Raw genomic sequence first — 13,359 nt, 5'->3', positions numbered from 1 at the left:
CTCGACACTGCGAGGCTCGGGACGTACGGCGTACGGCGTGGGCGTGCGGCGCCGGGCGGAGCGGCGACCCTGCCGCGGCCGGTGGGGGGGGGGGGGGGCCGGGGCCCGGGCGGGGGGGGGGGCGGGCGGGGGGGGCCGCCGGGCCCCGGGGGGGGGGGCCCCCCCCGGGGGCCACTGCGGTGATCGTCACGGCCCTGAGGCCGGGCCTGGTCCCGCCGCGGTCACCGTTACGGCCCCGGGGCCGTGCCCGGCCCATCGCGATCACCGTGACGGCCGAGGGGCCGCGCCCGGGGCCCACCGCGATCACCGTTACGGGACCCGTCCCCACCACCTCCTCCTACGGTCGCCCGGAACGCCCGCAGGACCGGCCACACCCTCGGCCGGGCGCGGGCGCAGGTGCCACGCAACCATGGAGGTCAACCCCGTGACACACACCCGCTCTTCACACAACGGCGCGGGTCGGCGCGGCCGGGTGGCGCTGGCGTGTGCGCTGCCCGCCGCGGTGCTGACGGCGCTCATCGCGCCGGCGTCCGTGCAGGCAGCCGACGCACACTCCGCCGCCGCAACGGCGAGCGAGCGCGGCCACGGCGCCAAGCTGCCGTCCGACGTGCTCAACCTCAGGGACTGGAAGGTCACCCTGCCCATCGGCAAGGACGAACACCCCACCGAGATCTTCCAGCCGGAGCTCGACGGCTACGCCAAGAAGCCCTACTTCACCGTCACCGACTCCGGCCGGGCGGTTCGCTTCCGGGCACCCGTCAACGGCGTGACCACCAGCGGTTCGAGCAACCCCAGGACCGAACTGCGGGAGATGGAACGCGGTGGCGGTGACGAGACCGAGTGGTCGTCGACCTCGGGCAAGCACACCCTGACGGTCCGTGAGGCGTTCACCCACCTGCCCAAGGACAAGCCGCACGTCGTCGGCGCCCAGATCCACGGCGGTGACGACGACGTGACCGCCCTGCGCCTGGAGGGCACCAAGCTCTACATCACCAAGGGTGACACCACCCACCACCACCTGATCACCGACAAGTACAAGCTCGGCACGGTCTTCAAGCTGACGTACGTGGTGTCCAAGGGCAAGGTCAAGATCTACTACAACGACAAGTTGGAGACCACCCTGAAGCACTCCGACTCCAGCAACTACTTCAAGACCGGCGCCTACACCCAGGCGAACTGCAAGAACTCCAAGCCGTGCAGCGCCTCCAACTACGGCGAGGTGGAAATCCGCGACGTCCGGGTCCGCCACCAGCGCTGACGCCCCCACCTGTGACGCGCGAACCGCACCCGTCTTTGTCGGCCCCGGGCGTAGGGCCTGCGCTGAGGGCCTGTGCGTAGGTTTTGTGCGTAGGGCCTGTGCGTAGGGTCTGTGCCAGTAGCCCCTTCCCCTTGCCGGGGAGGGGCCACTGGTGTGTTGCGTGCTTGGCTGATGCGAGCCGTGGGGACCTGGGGTTGCTTCGCTCGTTGGCGGCACGGAGGGTGCTTGCCGCCATCGACTTCGGTGTTTCGCTGCCTCGTACGGACGTCGTCCACGGATCGCTGCCGGGAGCGGTGCCGGCCGTGGCGCCTCCGGAGATTCCGCGGGACCGGACGGCGAGGTGGGGGCGTGACCTGGGCGTAGGGGTCGCGAACACCCCCGCCTAAGGCAGCCCGGCCTAGCCGGAAGTGACCGCCTCGGCCCACTCCTCGGTGTTCAGGACCTCCGCCCACTGGGGGAACAGCCGCTCGACGAGCACCCGGTGTACCTCCGGATCGAGGTCGAGGCAGGCGTCGGCGAGTACGGTCAGGTCGAAGTCCAGGTCGTTGGCCTGGCACAGGGTGGACAGGACCACGGCGCTGGTGGCGATGCCGGTGAGGACCAGGCTCGTGATGCCGCGGGCGCGTAGCACCACGTCGAGGTCGCTGCCCGAGAACGCGCTCGCCCGGCGCTTGGTGATCACCACGTCGCCGGGCAGGGGCGCGACCTGCGGGTGGATCTCGGTGCCGGGGGCGCCCGCCACGTAGGCGCCGGCCCGGGCGATGGCCGTGAGTGCCTTGTTGCGCGTGCCGACCTCGGGGAAGCCGGGGCGCAGCGCGATCACCACATAGATCACGGGGATGTCCGCGGCCCGGGCCGCGTCGATCGCCGTACGCACCCGGGCCAGGTAGTCGGCGTCGGCCCGGGCGACGTCCACGATGTCCCGCTGGACGTCCATCACGAGTAGGGCACTGCTCATGTCGCCTCCACAGACGGCCGGTTCGGTGCCGCGTGGCGCGGTCGACGCGTGACCGGTATGCGGCACCCTGTGCCGCACCCTGCCATCCGCCGCGTTCCCCCGCGAGCCCTTTTCTGCTGGTCCGGACGCGTGCCGCGGCCGATCTCGCGGCGTATCGGGATCGCCTCCCCGCCGCACCGTGCCCGTACGGCGTACCGGCCGATCGCGTGGCGGCTCGGCGGCGGCCCGTCGACGCGGGGCGGGCAGGGCGGGCGGGGCGGATGGGGGCCCGTGCCGTGATCCGCGGCGGCGCGCTGCCCGCGCCCCCTTCCACCTCCCCGTACGCCAGCGGCGCACTCGGCCGTGCGTGCGCCCATGCGCTTGATGTTGCACGCACTGCGTGCATAATGGATTCACGAGTACGTCGGCGACGCGGCTCCCGCCCGTTCGGCGTGCCCTGCACGTCGCAATGGCCTGGTCGGCGACCGGCGTGCGCTCACTCGGGGACCTCAGACAAGGACACGTGCCATGCCGAACCCGCTGCACTTCGAGGAACTGAACACCGCTCTGAACACCGCCCTGAACGCGGCTTTGGAAGATGTGTGCCGCGCCGGCGTGCCGGGCCTCTTCGCCGAGGTGCGGGCCGATGGTCGGGTCTGGCGGGGCGCCGCCGGCGTCGCCGACCTGGACACCGGGGAACCCGTCACCGTCGACATGCGGCACCGGGTCGGCAGCGTCACCAAGACGTTCACCGCCGTCGCCGTCCTCCAGCAGGTCGAGAGCGGCCTGATCGACCTCGATGCGCCCATCGGCGGGTATCTGCCGGACCTGGTGCCCGGCGAGCGCGGCGCGCGCATCACCGTGCGGATGCTGCTCAACCACACCAGCGGCCTCGCCGAGTACCTGCCGTACGCCTACCCCTCGCTGCGGGCGTTGCCGAACATCGCCGAGACCAGCCCGCAGAGCCTGGACGACCACCGGCTCACCCGCTTCGAGGCAACCGAACTGATCGGCCTCGGCGTCGACGCGCCCGCCGCCGGTGCCCCGGGCGGCACTCCCGGCCTGTACTCCAACACCAACTACCTGCTGCTCGGCGCGCTCATCGAGCACGTCACCGGCATCACGGTCGACAAGTACCTCACCGAGCACGTCATCGAGCGCGCCGGCCTGCGAAGCACCGGACTCCCGACCCGGCCGGAGATCGCCGGGCCGCACGCGAAGGGCTACGAGGCGTGGTTCGGCATGATCGACCCACCGCGTGACTACAGCGTCTTCGACATGTCCTGGGTGGGCCCGACGGCCGCCCTGGTCTCGACCGTCAGCGACCTCAACCGCTTCTACCGGCTGCTCCTGACCGGCGAACTCATCGGCCCGGCCTCGCTCGCGCAGATGCAGCGCACCGTCCCCGTCGTCTCCCAGGAGGGCAAGGTCATCGACTACGGCCTCGGCCTGTACCCGACGCGGGCCGTGGAGCAACCCACCTTCTGGGGCCACGGCGGCACCGTATGGGGCTCGGGGACGCTGGCGATGACCCGCGCCGACGGCAGACGACAGTTGGCCATAGCAGTGAACCTGCAACGGTGGAACGCGCTCGACTCCGCGGGCCAACCCCAGCCCCACCCCATCGACGAAGCCCTCGCCGCGCTGTACCGGGTGGCCATGTACGGCTGAGCAGGGGCTGACGCGGACAAACACACATCGCTGATGTCAGGGGGCGCGCAGGGGGCACAGGGGAGGGGTTGTGGTGCGCTGGTTCGTCATCTGCGCGCCCTGTCACGGAAGTGAAGCTTGTGGAGAAGATGTGCGGCACGCGTGATGCATGCGTGACACGGCCCGCAGTCCCTGACCGGACGGGCCCAGGCGGAGGGGGTTTGGGTTGTTGCTTCTCGTTTCCCCGGACAGCGTCGCGGAGGCGCACGACTGCGCACTGGCGGCGGAACACCTCGACATCGTCGACGTGAAGAAGCCCGACGAGGGCTCGCTCGGGGCGAACTACCCCTGGGTCATCAGGGAGATCCGTGCCGCGGTCCCGGCGGACAAGCCCATATCGGCCACCGTCGGGGACGTCCCGTACAAGCCCGGCACGGTCGCCCAGGCAGCACTCGGCGCCGCCGTCTCCGGCGCCACGTACATCAAGGTCGGCCTCTACGGATGTACGACGCCGAGCCAGGCCATCGAGGTCATGCAGGGGGTCGTTCGGGCGGTGAAGGACCACCGGCCGGACGCGTTCGTCGTCGCATCGGGCTACGCCGACGCGCACCGCATCGGCTCAGTCAACCCGCTCGCCCTGCCCGACATCGCTCACCGCGCCGGCTGCGACGCGGCCATGCTCGACACCGCGATCAAGGACGGTACGCGACTCTTCGACCACGTATCGCCCGACGCCTGCGCGGAGTTCGTCCGCCGGGCCCACGCGGCCGACCTGCTCGCCGCGCTGGCCGGCAGCGTCAAGGCCGCCGACCTCGGCACGCTCACCCGCATCGGCACGGACATCGTCGGGGTGCGCGGAGCGGTGTGCGAGGGCGGCGACCGCACCGCAGGGCGCATCCGGCCGCTCCTGGTGGCCGCCTTCCGGGCGGAGATGGACCGCCACGCCCGGGAGCACGCAGCCGCCTCCACCACCACGAACTGACCGCCGGATGTCGACGAGCCAACCCCGCACCGAGCCCTCGACCGGGCCCGGGCGGTTCCCCGTCACCGACCCGGCGACCGGCGAGGTCTTCGACGAGGCCCCCGACGAGCAGCCGGACACCCTGGACGGCGCCGTCGACCGGGCCCACCGGGCCTGGTCGCACTGGCGGGCCGACCCGCAGGCGCGCAGCAGCGCCCTGTGCGCAGCCGCCGACGCCGTCGTTGCGGCCGGCCCCGAACTGGCCCCGCTGCTCACCCGCGAGCAGGGCAAGCCTCTGGCGGAGTCGCACGCCGAAGTGGCCCGTACGGCGGCCAGGTTGCGCTACTTCGCCACTTTGACCGCCGAGTCGCAGCCGATCGCCGACGGCCGGCCGGTGCGCAGCGAGGTCCGCTGGCGCCCGGGCGGGCCCACCGCGGCGGTCGTGCCGTGGAACTTCCCGCTGCAACTCGCGTCCGCGAAGTTCGCGCCCGCGCTCGCCGCGGGCAACACGGTGGTGCTCAAGCCATCCCCGTACACCCCGCTGGCCACCAGGCTGCTCGGGTCCGTCATCGCCGAAGTGCTCCCCGCCGACGTCCTCACGGTGGTCACCGGCCGCGAACCCCTCGGCGCCCGCCTCGTCTCCCACCCGGGCATCCGCCACGTCACCTTCACCGGTTCGGTGCCCACCGGGCGGGCCGTCGCCGCGGGCGCTGCGGCCTCGCTCGCCCGGCTCACCCTGGAACTCGGCGGCAACGACGCGGCCGTCCTGCTGGACGACGTGGACGTCGAGCGGATCGCCGACCGACTGTTCTGGGCGGCGTTCCGCAACTGTGGCCAGGTCTGCATGGCCGTCAAGCGCGTCTACGCCCCGGCCCGGCTCTACTCCCAGGTCGTGGAGGCCCTCGCGCACCGCGCGCGGACGGTCGCCGTCGGCCCGGGGCTCGACCCCGACACCCGTATCGGGCCGCTCAACAACCCGGCCCAGCGGGACCGCGTCGAGCACGGCACGGCCAAGGCCCTGGCGGCCGGCGCCCGGGCCGCAGCCGGCGGCCACCGGCTCGACCGCCCGGGGTACTTCTTCGCCCCGACGATCCTCGCCGACGTCCCCGCCGACAGCGCAGTCGTCCGCGAGGAGCAGTTCGGCCCGGTGCTGCCGGTGCTGCCGTACGACCGCCTGGACGACGCCGTCGCCGCGGCCAACGACACCGGCTTCGGCCTCGGCGGCTCGGTGTGGGGGACCGACCTCGACCGGGCCGAGGCGGTGGCCGACCGGCTGGAGTGCGGAACGGCCTGGATCAACCACCACGCCGAACTCTCCCTCGCCCAGCCCTTCGCCGGCATCAAGGAGAGCGGCGTCGGTGTCGCGGGCGGGCCCTGGGGCTTCTACGGCAACCTCCGCCCGTTCGTCGTGCACCGCCCGGAGGAGACATGAGGGCCGCCCCCTTCCGGGCGGCGGTACTGCGCTCGTACGAGGGGCCGTTCACCGTCGAGCAGGTCCGCTGGAACGGGGAGCCGGCCGACGGCGAGGTCCTGGTGGAGATCGCCGGGTGCGGGATGTGCCGGACCGACCTCGCCGTCCGCGCCTCGGCCGGCCGCTCACCGCTGCCGGCGGTGCTCGGCCACGAGGGGTCCGGCGTGGTGGTGGCCACCGGCGGCCCCGACACCGGTCTGCGCACGGGTGACCACGTGGTGCTCAGCTTCGACTCCTGCGGGATGTGCCGGAGTTGTCTGGCCGCCGCCCCCGCCTACTGTGACTCCTTCGCCGCGCTCAACCTCTTCGGCGGGCGCTCGCAGGACGCGGGACGGTTCACGGACGCGGCGGGTGGGGTGCTGGCGCCGCGCTGGTTCGGCCAGTCCTCGTTCGCCGAGTACGCGCTGGTCCGGGCGCGCAACGCGGTACGGGTCGACCCCGACCTGCCCGTGGAGCTCCTCGGGCCGCTCGGCTGTGGCTTCCTCACCGGCGCCGGAACGATCCTGCACACCTTCGGCGCCGGCCCGGGCGACACCGTCGTGGTGATCGGCGCGGGCGCGGTCGGCCTGGCCGCGGTCCTTGCGGCCACGGCTGCCGGGGCGCAGCCCATCGCCGTCGACCGGCACCCCGAACGGCTGGCCACCGCTGAGCGGTTGCACGCGGTCGCACTGCCCGCCGCCGCGCCCGACCTGGCCGATCAGGTGCGCCGGCTGACCGGCGGCGGAGCCGCGTACGCCCTGGACACCACGGGCGACGCGCGGTTGATCAACGAAGCGCTCCGCTGTCTGCGCCCGACCGGGCACCTCGGCCTGGTCGCCCGGCTGCACACCGCGCTGCCGCTCGCCCCGGGAACCCTGGACAAGGGGCGGCGGATCTCCCACGTCTGCGAGGGCGACGCGGTGCCGGGGCTGCTGATCCCACGGCTGGCCGCCCTCTGGCGGGCCGGGCTCTTCCCGTTCGAGCAACTGATCCGCACCTACCCGCTGACGGCTGTCAACGAGGCAGAGCGCGACTGTGCGGCCGGTCGGGTCGTCAAGCCCGTACTGGTTCCGCGGGGAGTGGCCCGGTGAGTGGGCCGTTGCGGGGTGTGGGGCAGGGGGGCTGCCCCGTACGGACCGTGCCCGGGCCCGTGGCCCCTTCCTGGGCCTGCGCCTAGGTCTTCGTCCGGGCCTGGTCCTGGACCTTTGGCTGGGCCTTGGTCTGGGGCTTCATCTGGGCTTTTGGCTGGGCTTTTGTCTGGGCCCGGGCGGCGTGGTTCACGGCGCTGAGCCCGGCCGGCCCGCCTGATCTGTCCGCCGCCGGCGGTGCGCCGGTGGGCGGTGTCGTGGGGTGGTGCCGCGGGGCAGTGTCGCCCCGCCGCAGACACCCCCGCTGTTCCTGTCTCTCACTCGTGGCACGGGAGGACCCCATGGTCGACACAGCACATCGGAACACCGGAGTGGACGGGGTGGGAGGGGGCGTGGGGCTGACCGCGCTCATGGTCGCCGCCGGCCGGGCGCTCGAAGGGGGCCGTCACGACAGCCTGGCCCGGGACGACTTCGCGGAACACTTCGTGCTCGCGGCCCCGGCGTCGGCGGGCTGGCCGGTCCACCCCGACCAGGTGCCGGACGGCGAGGCCAACCCACTGTGGGGCCGCTTCGCGCGCTACTTCGGCCTGCGGACCAGGGTCTTCGACGATTTCCTGCTCCAGGCGACGCACGTCGGCGGCGCCCGCCAGGTGGTACTGCTGGGGGCCGGGCTCGACACCCGGGCCTTCCGGTTGGACTGGCCGGCGGGTTGCGCGGTCTTCGAGGTCGACAGGCCAGGGGTGCTGGCCTTCAAACACCAGGTGCTCGACGGCCTGTCCGCCACCCCGAAGGCGACCCGAATACCCGTCACCACCGACCTGCGGGATGACTGGGTCGGTGCCCTGACCGACGCCGGCTTCGACCCGGCCCTGCCCACCGCCTGGCTCGCCGAAGGACTCCTGTTCTACCTCCCGGCCCCGGCCGAATCCCAGCTCATGCGCGTAGCAGACAAGTTGAGTGTTCGGGGGAGTGCGCTGGCCTTCGAGGTCAAGGTGGACAAGGACCTGTGGGTGTACCGGGACAGCTCGATCTACACCGCCACGCGAGAACAGATCGGCATCGACCTCCTCACCCTCTTCGACGGTTCGCCACGCCCCGACTCCGCCGGCGACCTGGCGGACCGGGGATGGTCAACCCTGGTCCAGACGCCCTTCGACCACAGCCGAAGACTCGGCCGCGGCCCACTCCCGGTGCCGAACGACGCATTGGAAGGCAACCGCTGGGTGTTCGCGCACAAGACCCACCCCTACACCTGACAGGCCCGCGGCCCATCCGCCGGAGGACCGGCCCCCTCACATGCGACGGGCCCACGGCCCCACCCGCGGGAGGACCCGCCCCCCTGCACGGGTAGGGCCGGTCCTCACCGTGAACGTGGTGGTGGGCGGGGTGTGAGGTCAGTCCACGGCCTCGCCCACCGGCAGGCACTCGGCGAGCAGGTCGACGACGTCGCGCCAGGCCCGCGCCGCGTGTTGCGGGTGGTGGCCCACGCCGGGAAGCACCTCGTGCTCCACCGACGGGTGGTGGAAGGCGTGCAGCGCCCCGCCGTAGACCATCAGCCGCCAGTCGACCCCCGCGGCCTGCATCTCCGCGGCGAAGGCGTCCCGCTGCGCGGCCGGCATGATCGGGTCCTCCGAGCCGACGCCGGCCCACACTGGGCAGGCGATCCGGCTCGCCTCTCCCGGCCGGCCGGTGGTCAGCGCATTGATGGTGCCGATCACCCGCAGGTCGACGCCGGCGCGCCCGAGCTCCAGCGCGATGGCGCCACCCGTGCCGTACCCGATGGCGGCGATCTGCTCGGGATCGGTACGCGGTTCGGCGCGCAGCACATCCAACGCCGCGTGGCCGATGTCCCGCATCCGGTCGATGTTGGCGAGCAGCGGGTTGATGTACGCCAGCATCTCCTGCGGGTCGCTGAACCAGCGCCCGCCGTTGATGTCGAAGGCCAGCGCCACGTAACCCAACTCCGCGAGCGCGTCGGCCCGTTGCCGCTGGAAGTCGTTCAAGCCCGGCCCCTCGGGGCCGACCAGCACCGCGGGCCGGCGCCCGACGCCGGCGGGCAGCGCGAGGTGACTGACCATCGTCAGTCCGTCGGCCGGATAGGTGACCGTACGCGTGGTGATCGTCGTCATGCAGGGGACTGTAATCACGACTGGGCCGCTGCGGACCGGTCTTCACCCTGGGCAGAACCGGGCGGAAACAGGCCAGCAGCGCAAGACGCGCCGGGGCCCGGTCGGCCGCAGCGGGGGAGGGGCCGGGGCGCGGTCGCAGATACGGGCACGGATGCGGGTGGGGTGTGGGGGCGGGCGCGGGCCCGAACGCGGGCGGAGGGGGCGGTGGGAGGCAGGGGGGCCGGGCACGGCCAGGTGGGCACCCCGCGAGGCGGTCCCCGCCCCGGGCGTCTGTGGCGCGATCATGGCTCGCAAGCGCCCCTGACCATCGTGGATCGTCGCAGCGAGCGCGCGCCGCACTCGTCTTGGGGCACGCCGCGGCCGTACGGGGGCCCCTCGCCGTACAGCCCGTCGCCGTAGGACCCACCGCCCGACCGAAGCAGCAGCCGTACCCGCTCAGGCGAGTCAACAGTCAAGCGGCGTAACGGTACTGACGGTGCATCAACTCTACGTCAGGTGAGGTATTGCTTCCCCTGGGGCTGCCACGGTTCCATGCTGGATGGTCCTCCAGTGGAGATCTGGCGGAGGTGTCGTGTCTTACTTGGGGGAATCATGAGGGGAATCACGAATCGGAGCACCACCAGACGCCTGTGGGCGGCCCTCGGCGTGGCGGTCGTGCTCGGTGCGGTCACGGTCACCGGGCCCTCGGTCGCCACGGCTGCCCCACCGGGACCGATCGTCGCGATCGGCGGTCTCGGCGTCGGTGTCGAGAGGATCAGCATCGCGACCGACGAGGGTTACGGCGCCGCTTCGATCACACCCGACGGCCGCAACATCGTCTTCACCTCGTTGAAGAACGGCCCGTCGCAGGGCGGCAACGAGGTGTACGTCCACGACCGGCGGACAGCGCGGACCAGGACGGAGCCCCTGGTCGAGGGTTGGACTCCGGCGATCAGTGGTGACGGCAGGCAGGTTGCCGTCAACGTCCCGGCGCAGGGCATGACCGCCCCGCAGATCCGACAGCACTCCATCGACCTGGGCCTGCTGCCGGTTGCCTGCTCCCGCTGCAACCAGCCCTCTCTCAGTGCGGACGGCCACTACCTCGCCTTCGGACTCCTGCGCTACCCTCAGCTCTACCGAAGCGTCCTGGTCGCGGACCGCAACGGCGGCTACGAAACCATCGCCGAACTCGGCAGTGGGGCCCCGGCCCGCCCCTCCATCAGCGACGATGGCCGCTACGTCGCCTACCAGGACCTCACGTATCAGAAGCAGGGCGTCTACCTGTGGGACCGGACGACCGGCGCCACGTCGGGTCCGCTCCAGAGCCCGTCCACGAGCGCGCTCCTCGTCCAGCTCAGTGACGACGGCAGCAAGGTCGTCTACCAGGCGGGTTCCGACACGTACGTCCATGACGTCAGCTCGGGCAACGCCCAACAGGTGCCGAACGTCAAGGCCGTGGCCCTCGACCCCACCGGCCGCTACCTGCTGCACACCCCGAACACCCCCGGCGGCCCGTCGCTGGCCCTGCGCGACCTCCAGACAGGCACCGACGAAACTGTCTCCGACCAGCCCGCCACGGCCGAGGTCGACTCAGTCAGCGCCGGTGGGCGCGACGTGGTCTTCCAGTCGACGGCCGACGGAATCGTCCCCGAAGACTCCAACGGCGCGTCGGACGTCTTCGTCCGCCGCTTCTTCTGACACCGCGCAGACCGATCACCCGCACCTCAGCCGTCGCAGCCGGTCAAGGCGCCCAGGCGAGGAGTCACCCCGTACATGTCCTGGCGTACGGCCGTCCCGGGATGAACTGGCGCCACTCCTCCCGTGTCAGATCCCGGTCCAGCGTCCGGCAGAGTCGGGCCACCGTACGGGCTGGATCGGTGTCCCACAGCCGGGCGGTCCGGTCCTCACCCGCGGTGGCCAGGGTGTGCCCGTCGGGGCTGAAGGCCACGGCGCGGACCTGCCCCGTATGGCCGGTGAGGGTGGCGCGTCGGGTGTGGCTGGCGAGGTCCCACAGGATGACCGAGGTATCCGCGTTCACCGTGGCCAGGGTGCGGCCGTCGGGGCTGAAGGCGACGGAGTAGGCGGCGCCCGCGCTGCTGGCGAGGGTGGCGCGGCGAGTGTGTCGGGCGGGGTCCCAGAGCACCACGGTCTGGTCGATGCCAGCGGTGGCCAGGGTGTGCCCGTCGGGGCTGAAGGCCACCGCGCGGACCTGCCCGGTGTGCCCGCTGAGGGTGGCCGTGCGCACCCAGCGGTTTGTGTCCCACAGGGTGACTCGGCCGTCGTAGTTGGCCGTGGCCAGGGTGCGGCCGTCCGGGCTGAAAGCGACGGCGTTGACGCCGGTTCCGGCCGCGCCGGTGTCGGCGGTCAGCCGCGTCAGGCGGGTGTGTCGGACGGCGTCCCAGACGATGACCGTCTTGTCGGCGCTAGCGGTGGCCAGGGTGCGCCCGTCCGGGCTGAAGGCCACGTCGGTCAGGTACGCGGCGTGGCCGGTGAGTCGGAGGGGCCGGCCGCCACGGGTGGGGTCGACCAGAAGGAGCACCTGGTCCCGCGGCCGGGGCGGCCGGGTGAGGCCGCCGGCGTTGTCCGCGGCGACGCCCGTGACCATGGCCAGCACCCTACCGTCGGGACGGTAGGCCACGGCCGTACCGGACCCACGTCCGCGGCGAACTGCCGGTAGGGCGAACGGTGGGTCAGGTTCCACAGCAGGGTGGTGCGGTCGTGGCTGGCCGTGGCGAGGGTGCGTCCGTCGGGACTGAAAGCGACCTTGTTCACCCGGTCCGTGTGCTCGGTGAGCGGTCCCCGGGTGGGGTCCCACAACGAGATCGTGCCGCTCTCTCCCGCTGCCGCCAACTGATGGCCCCGTGGATGAAAGGCGATGCTGTAGACGTTGGTGCCGTGGCCGGTGAACGTGGCCCGCAGGGTGTGCCGCGCGGTGTCCCACAGCCGGATCGTACGGTCCTGACCGCTGCTGGCCAGGGTGCGGCCGTCGGGACTGAACGCCACGGCCTTGACCTCCGCGCTGTGGCCGGGCAGCACGGCCACCCGTGTGCCGTGCACCGTGTCCCACAGTCGGACCGAATGGTCCTGGCTTGCGGTGGCCAGTAGCTTCCCGTCGGGGCTGAAGGCGAGCGAGTCGACGGAGCCGGTGTGGCCGGTCAAACGGGCGAGTGGTCGGCCGTCCGTCGCACGCCACAGCCGTGCCGTGCCGTCCGCGCCGGCCGTGGCGAGGGTGCGGCCGTCCGGACTGAACGCGACCGACCACACCCGGGCCCCGTGCCCGGTCAGCGTCAGCCGGCGGCGCCCGCTGCCGACGTCCCACAGCACGGTGGTACCGCTGTCGCCGGCGGCTGCCAGGGGGCGGCCGTCGGGACTGAACGCGACGCTCTTGATCGAACTCTTCGCCGCGCCCTTGGCCGGCTCGCCGGTCGCGCCGTTGACCGGGGCGCGGGGGCCGGCCAGGGTGACCGCGGGGGAGCGTCGCGCCGCGTCCCACAGCAGGACGTTCCCGTCGTCTCCGCCGGTGGCCAGTCGATGCCCGTCCGGGCTCACGGCCACCGCCCGCAGCCAGGTGGCGTGCGCGCCCAGCGTCGCCAGCCGGGCCCGGCGCAGGGCGTCCCACACGATGACCTTCCCGTCCCGACCGACGCTGAACAGCGTCCCGTCGGGCCCGTACGTCAGCTCCGACACGGCGTCCGTGTGCCCGCTGAGCTCGGCCTGATAGTGCCCGCGCGCAGACATGCTCAGCAGGGCGCCGCGGGCCTCCTGGGTGCGTGCGGTGCGGTACGCCTCCACGCTCAGCAGCATCGCGGTGCCTGGCCGGGAGGCGGCCAGGCTCAACGACTGGGCGGCCAGTTGTCGGGAGAGCGCGGCTTCGCGGGCCCGTACGGCGCTGTGTCGCTGATAGACC

General features: G+C 72.6%; 12 protein-coding genes. 8 read left to right on the top strand and 4 right to left on the bottom strand.

All coding sequences use genetic code 11. The annotated features are described in order from the left end of the window. Nucleotides 1-183, top strand: a 183-nt coding sequence (locus AAHZ94_RS15825; RefSeq protein WP_349993523.1) for a hypothetical protein, incomplete at its 5' end; no start/stop codon positions are given. A gap of 241 nt (nt 184-424) precedes the next feature. Continuing rightward, complete coding sequence (locus AAHZ94_RS15820) at nt 425-1,258, top strand: polysaccharide lyase family 7 protein (RefSeq protein WP_349993522.1); 834 nt, start codon at nt 425-427, stop codon at nt 1,256-1,258. A 397-nt stretch (nt 1,259-1,655) separates the two neighbouring features. Here the strand turns inward: AAHZ94_RS15820 and AAHZ94_RS15815 are convergent, their stop codons facing one another. Continuing rightward, entirely contained in the window at nt 1,656-2,216 is a 561-nt protein-coding gene (locus AAHZ94_RS15815) for a cysteine hydrolase family protein (protein WP_349993521.1), read from the bottom strand. 507 nt (nt 2,217-2,723) lie between these two features. On the opposite strand from AAHZ94_RS15815, the gene AAHZ94_RS15810 reads away from it, so the two are divergent. The 5 genes from AAHZ94_RS15810 to AAHZ94_RS15790 all read left to right on the top strand — a co-directional run bounded on the left by AAHZ94_RS15810 (nt 2,724) and on the right by AAHZ94_RS15790 (nt 8,600). Beyond that, nucleotides 2,724-3,866: a serine hydrolase domain-containing protein gene (locus AAHZ94_RS15810; protein WP_349993520.1), complete on the top strand. Its 1,143-nt coding sequence runs from the start codon at nt 2,724-2,726 to the stop codon at nt 3,864-3,866. Between the two features lie 205 nt (nt 3,867-4,071). Beyond that, entirely contained in the window at nt 4,072-4,827 is a 756-nt protein-coding gene (locus AAHZ94_RS15805) for a (5-formylfuran-3-yl)methyl phosphate synthase (protein ID WP_349993519.1), read from the top strand. Nucleotides 4,828-4,834: 7 nt separating this feature from the next. Then, the gene (locus tag AAHZ94_RS15800; protein WP_349993518.1) at nt 4,835-6,238 is read left to right on the top strand and encodes an aldehyde dehydrogenase family protein; all 1,404 of its coding nucleotides are present in this window, start codon (nt 4,835-4,837) and stop codon (nt 6,236-6,238) included. Then, complete coding sequence (locus AAHZ94_RS15795) at nt 6,235-7,347, top strand: NAD(P)-dependent alcohol dehydrogenase (RefSeq protein WP_349993517.1); 1,113 nt, start codon at nt 6,235-6,237, stop codon at nt 7,345-7,347. Before AAHZ94_RS15800 ends, AAHZ94_RS15795 begins: the two co-directional genes overlap by 4 nt. Before the next feature lie 338 nt (nt 7,348-7,685). After that, nucleotides 7,686-8,600 (top strand): SAM-dependent methyltransferase, encoded by a 915-nt coding sequence (locus AAHZ94_RS15790; protein WP_349993516.1) that lies wholly within the window; start codon nt 7,686-7,688, stop codon nt 8,598-8,600. A gap of 138 nt (nt 8,601-8,738) precedes the next feature. Here the strand turns inward: AAHZ94_RS15790 and AAHZ94_RS15785 are convergent, their stop codons facing one another. Beyond that, nucleotides 8,739-9,473 carry a dienelactone hydrolase family protein gene (locus tag AAHZ94_RS15785; RefSeq protein ID WP_349993515.1) on the bottom strand — a complete coding sequence of 245 codons (735 nt, stop codon included), beginning with the start codon at nt 9,471-9,473 and terminating at the stop codon, nt 8,739-8,741. Nucleotides 9,474-10,064: 591 nt separating this feature from the next. Here AAHZ94_RS15785 and AAHZ94_RS15780 point away from each other — a divergent pair. Continuing rightward, entirely contained in the window at nt 10,065-11,150 is a 1,086-nt protein-coding gene (locus AAHZ94_RS15780) for a TolB family protein (RefSeq protein WP_349993514.1), read from the top strand. 64 nt (nt 11,151-11,214) lie between these two features. Here the strand turns inward: AAHZ94_RS15780 and AAHZ94_RS15775 are convergent, their stop codons facing one another. Together AAHZ94_RS15775 and AAHZ94_RS15770 are read right to left on the bottom strand one after the other, a co-directional pair. Then, complete coding sequence (locus AAHZ94_RS15775) at nt 11,215-11,916, bottom strand: WD40 repeat domain-containing protein (RefSeq protein WP_349993513.1); 702 nt, start codon at nt 11,914-11,916, stop codon at nt 11,215-11,217. A 5-nt stretch (nt 11,917-11,921) separates the two neighbouring features. After that, nucleotides 11,922-13,359: WD40 repeat domain-containing protein (locus AAHZ94_RS15770; protein ID WP_349993512.1), on the bottom strand; the 1,438-nt coding region annotated here is incomplete at its 5' end.

This window comes from Streptomyces sp. HSW2009 (assembly GCF_040240285.1).
In the GTDB taxonomy this organism is placed as follows: domain Bacteria; phylum Actinomycetota; class Actinomycetes; order Streptomycetales; family Streptomycetaceae; genus Streptomyces.
The sequence above is the reverse complement of the archived record's forward strand: the minus strand, read 5'-3'. Positions and strand labels throughout refer to the sequence as shown.

Excerpts from the sequence above, each read along its gene's own strand:
- AAHZ94_RS15790 (WP_349993516.1), top strand. The coding sequence starts at position 7,686 with ATGGTCGACACAGCACATCGGAACACCGGAGTGGACGGGGTGGGAGGG.
- AAHZ94_RS15780 (WP_349993514.1), top strand. The coding sequence starts at position 10,065 with ATGAGGGGAATCACGAATCGGAGCACCACCAGACGCCTGTGGGCGGCC.
- AAHZ94_RS15785 (WP_349993515.1), bottom strand. The coding sequence starts at position 9,473 with ATGACGACGATCACCACGCGTACGGTCACCTATCCGGCCGACGGACTG.
- AAHZ94_RS15815 (WP_349993521.1), bottom strand. The coding sequence starts at position 2,216 with ATGAGCAGTGCCCTACTCGTGATGGACGTCCAGCGGGACATCGTGGAC.
- AAHZ94_RS15795 (WP_349993517.1), top strand. The coding sequence starts at position 6,235 with ATGAGGGCCGCCCCCTTCCGGGCGGCGGTACTGCGCTCGTACGAGGGG.
- AAHZ94_RS15800 (WP_349993518.1), top strand. The coding sequence starts at position 4,835 with ATGTCGACGAGCCAACCCCGCACCGAGCCCTCGACCGGGCCCGGGCGG.
- AAHZ94_RS15810 (WP_349993520.1), top strand. The coding sequence starts at position 2,724 with ATGCCGAACCCGCTGCACTTCGAGGAACTGAACACCGCTCTGAACACC.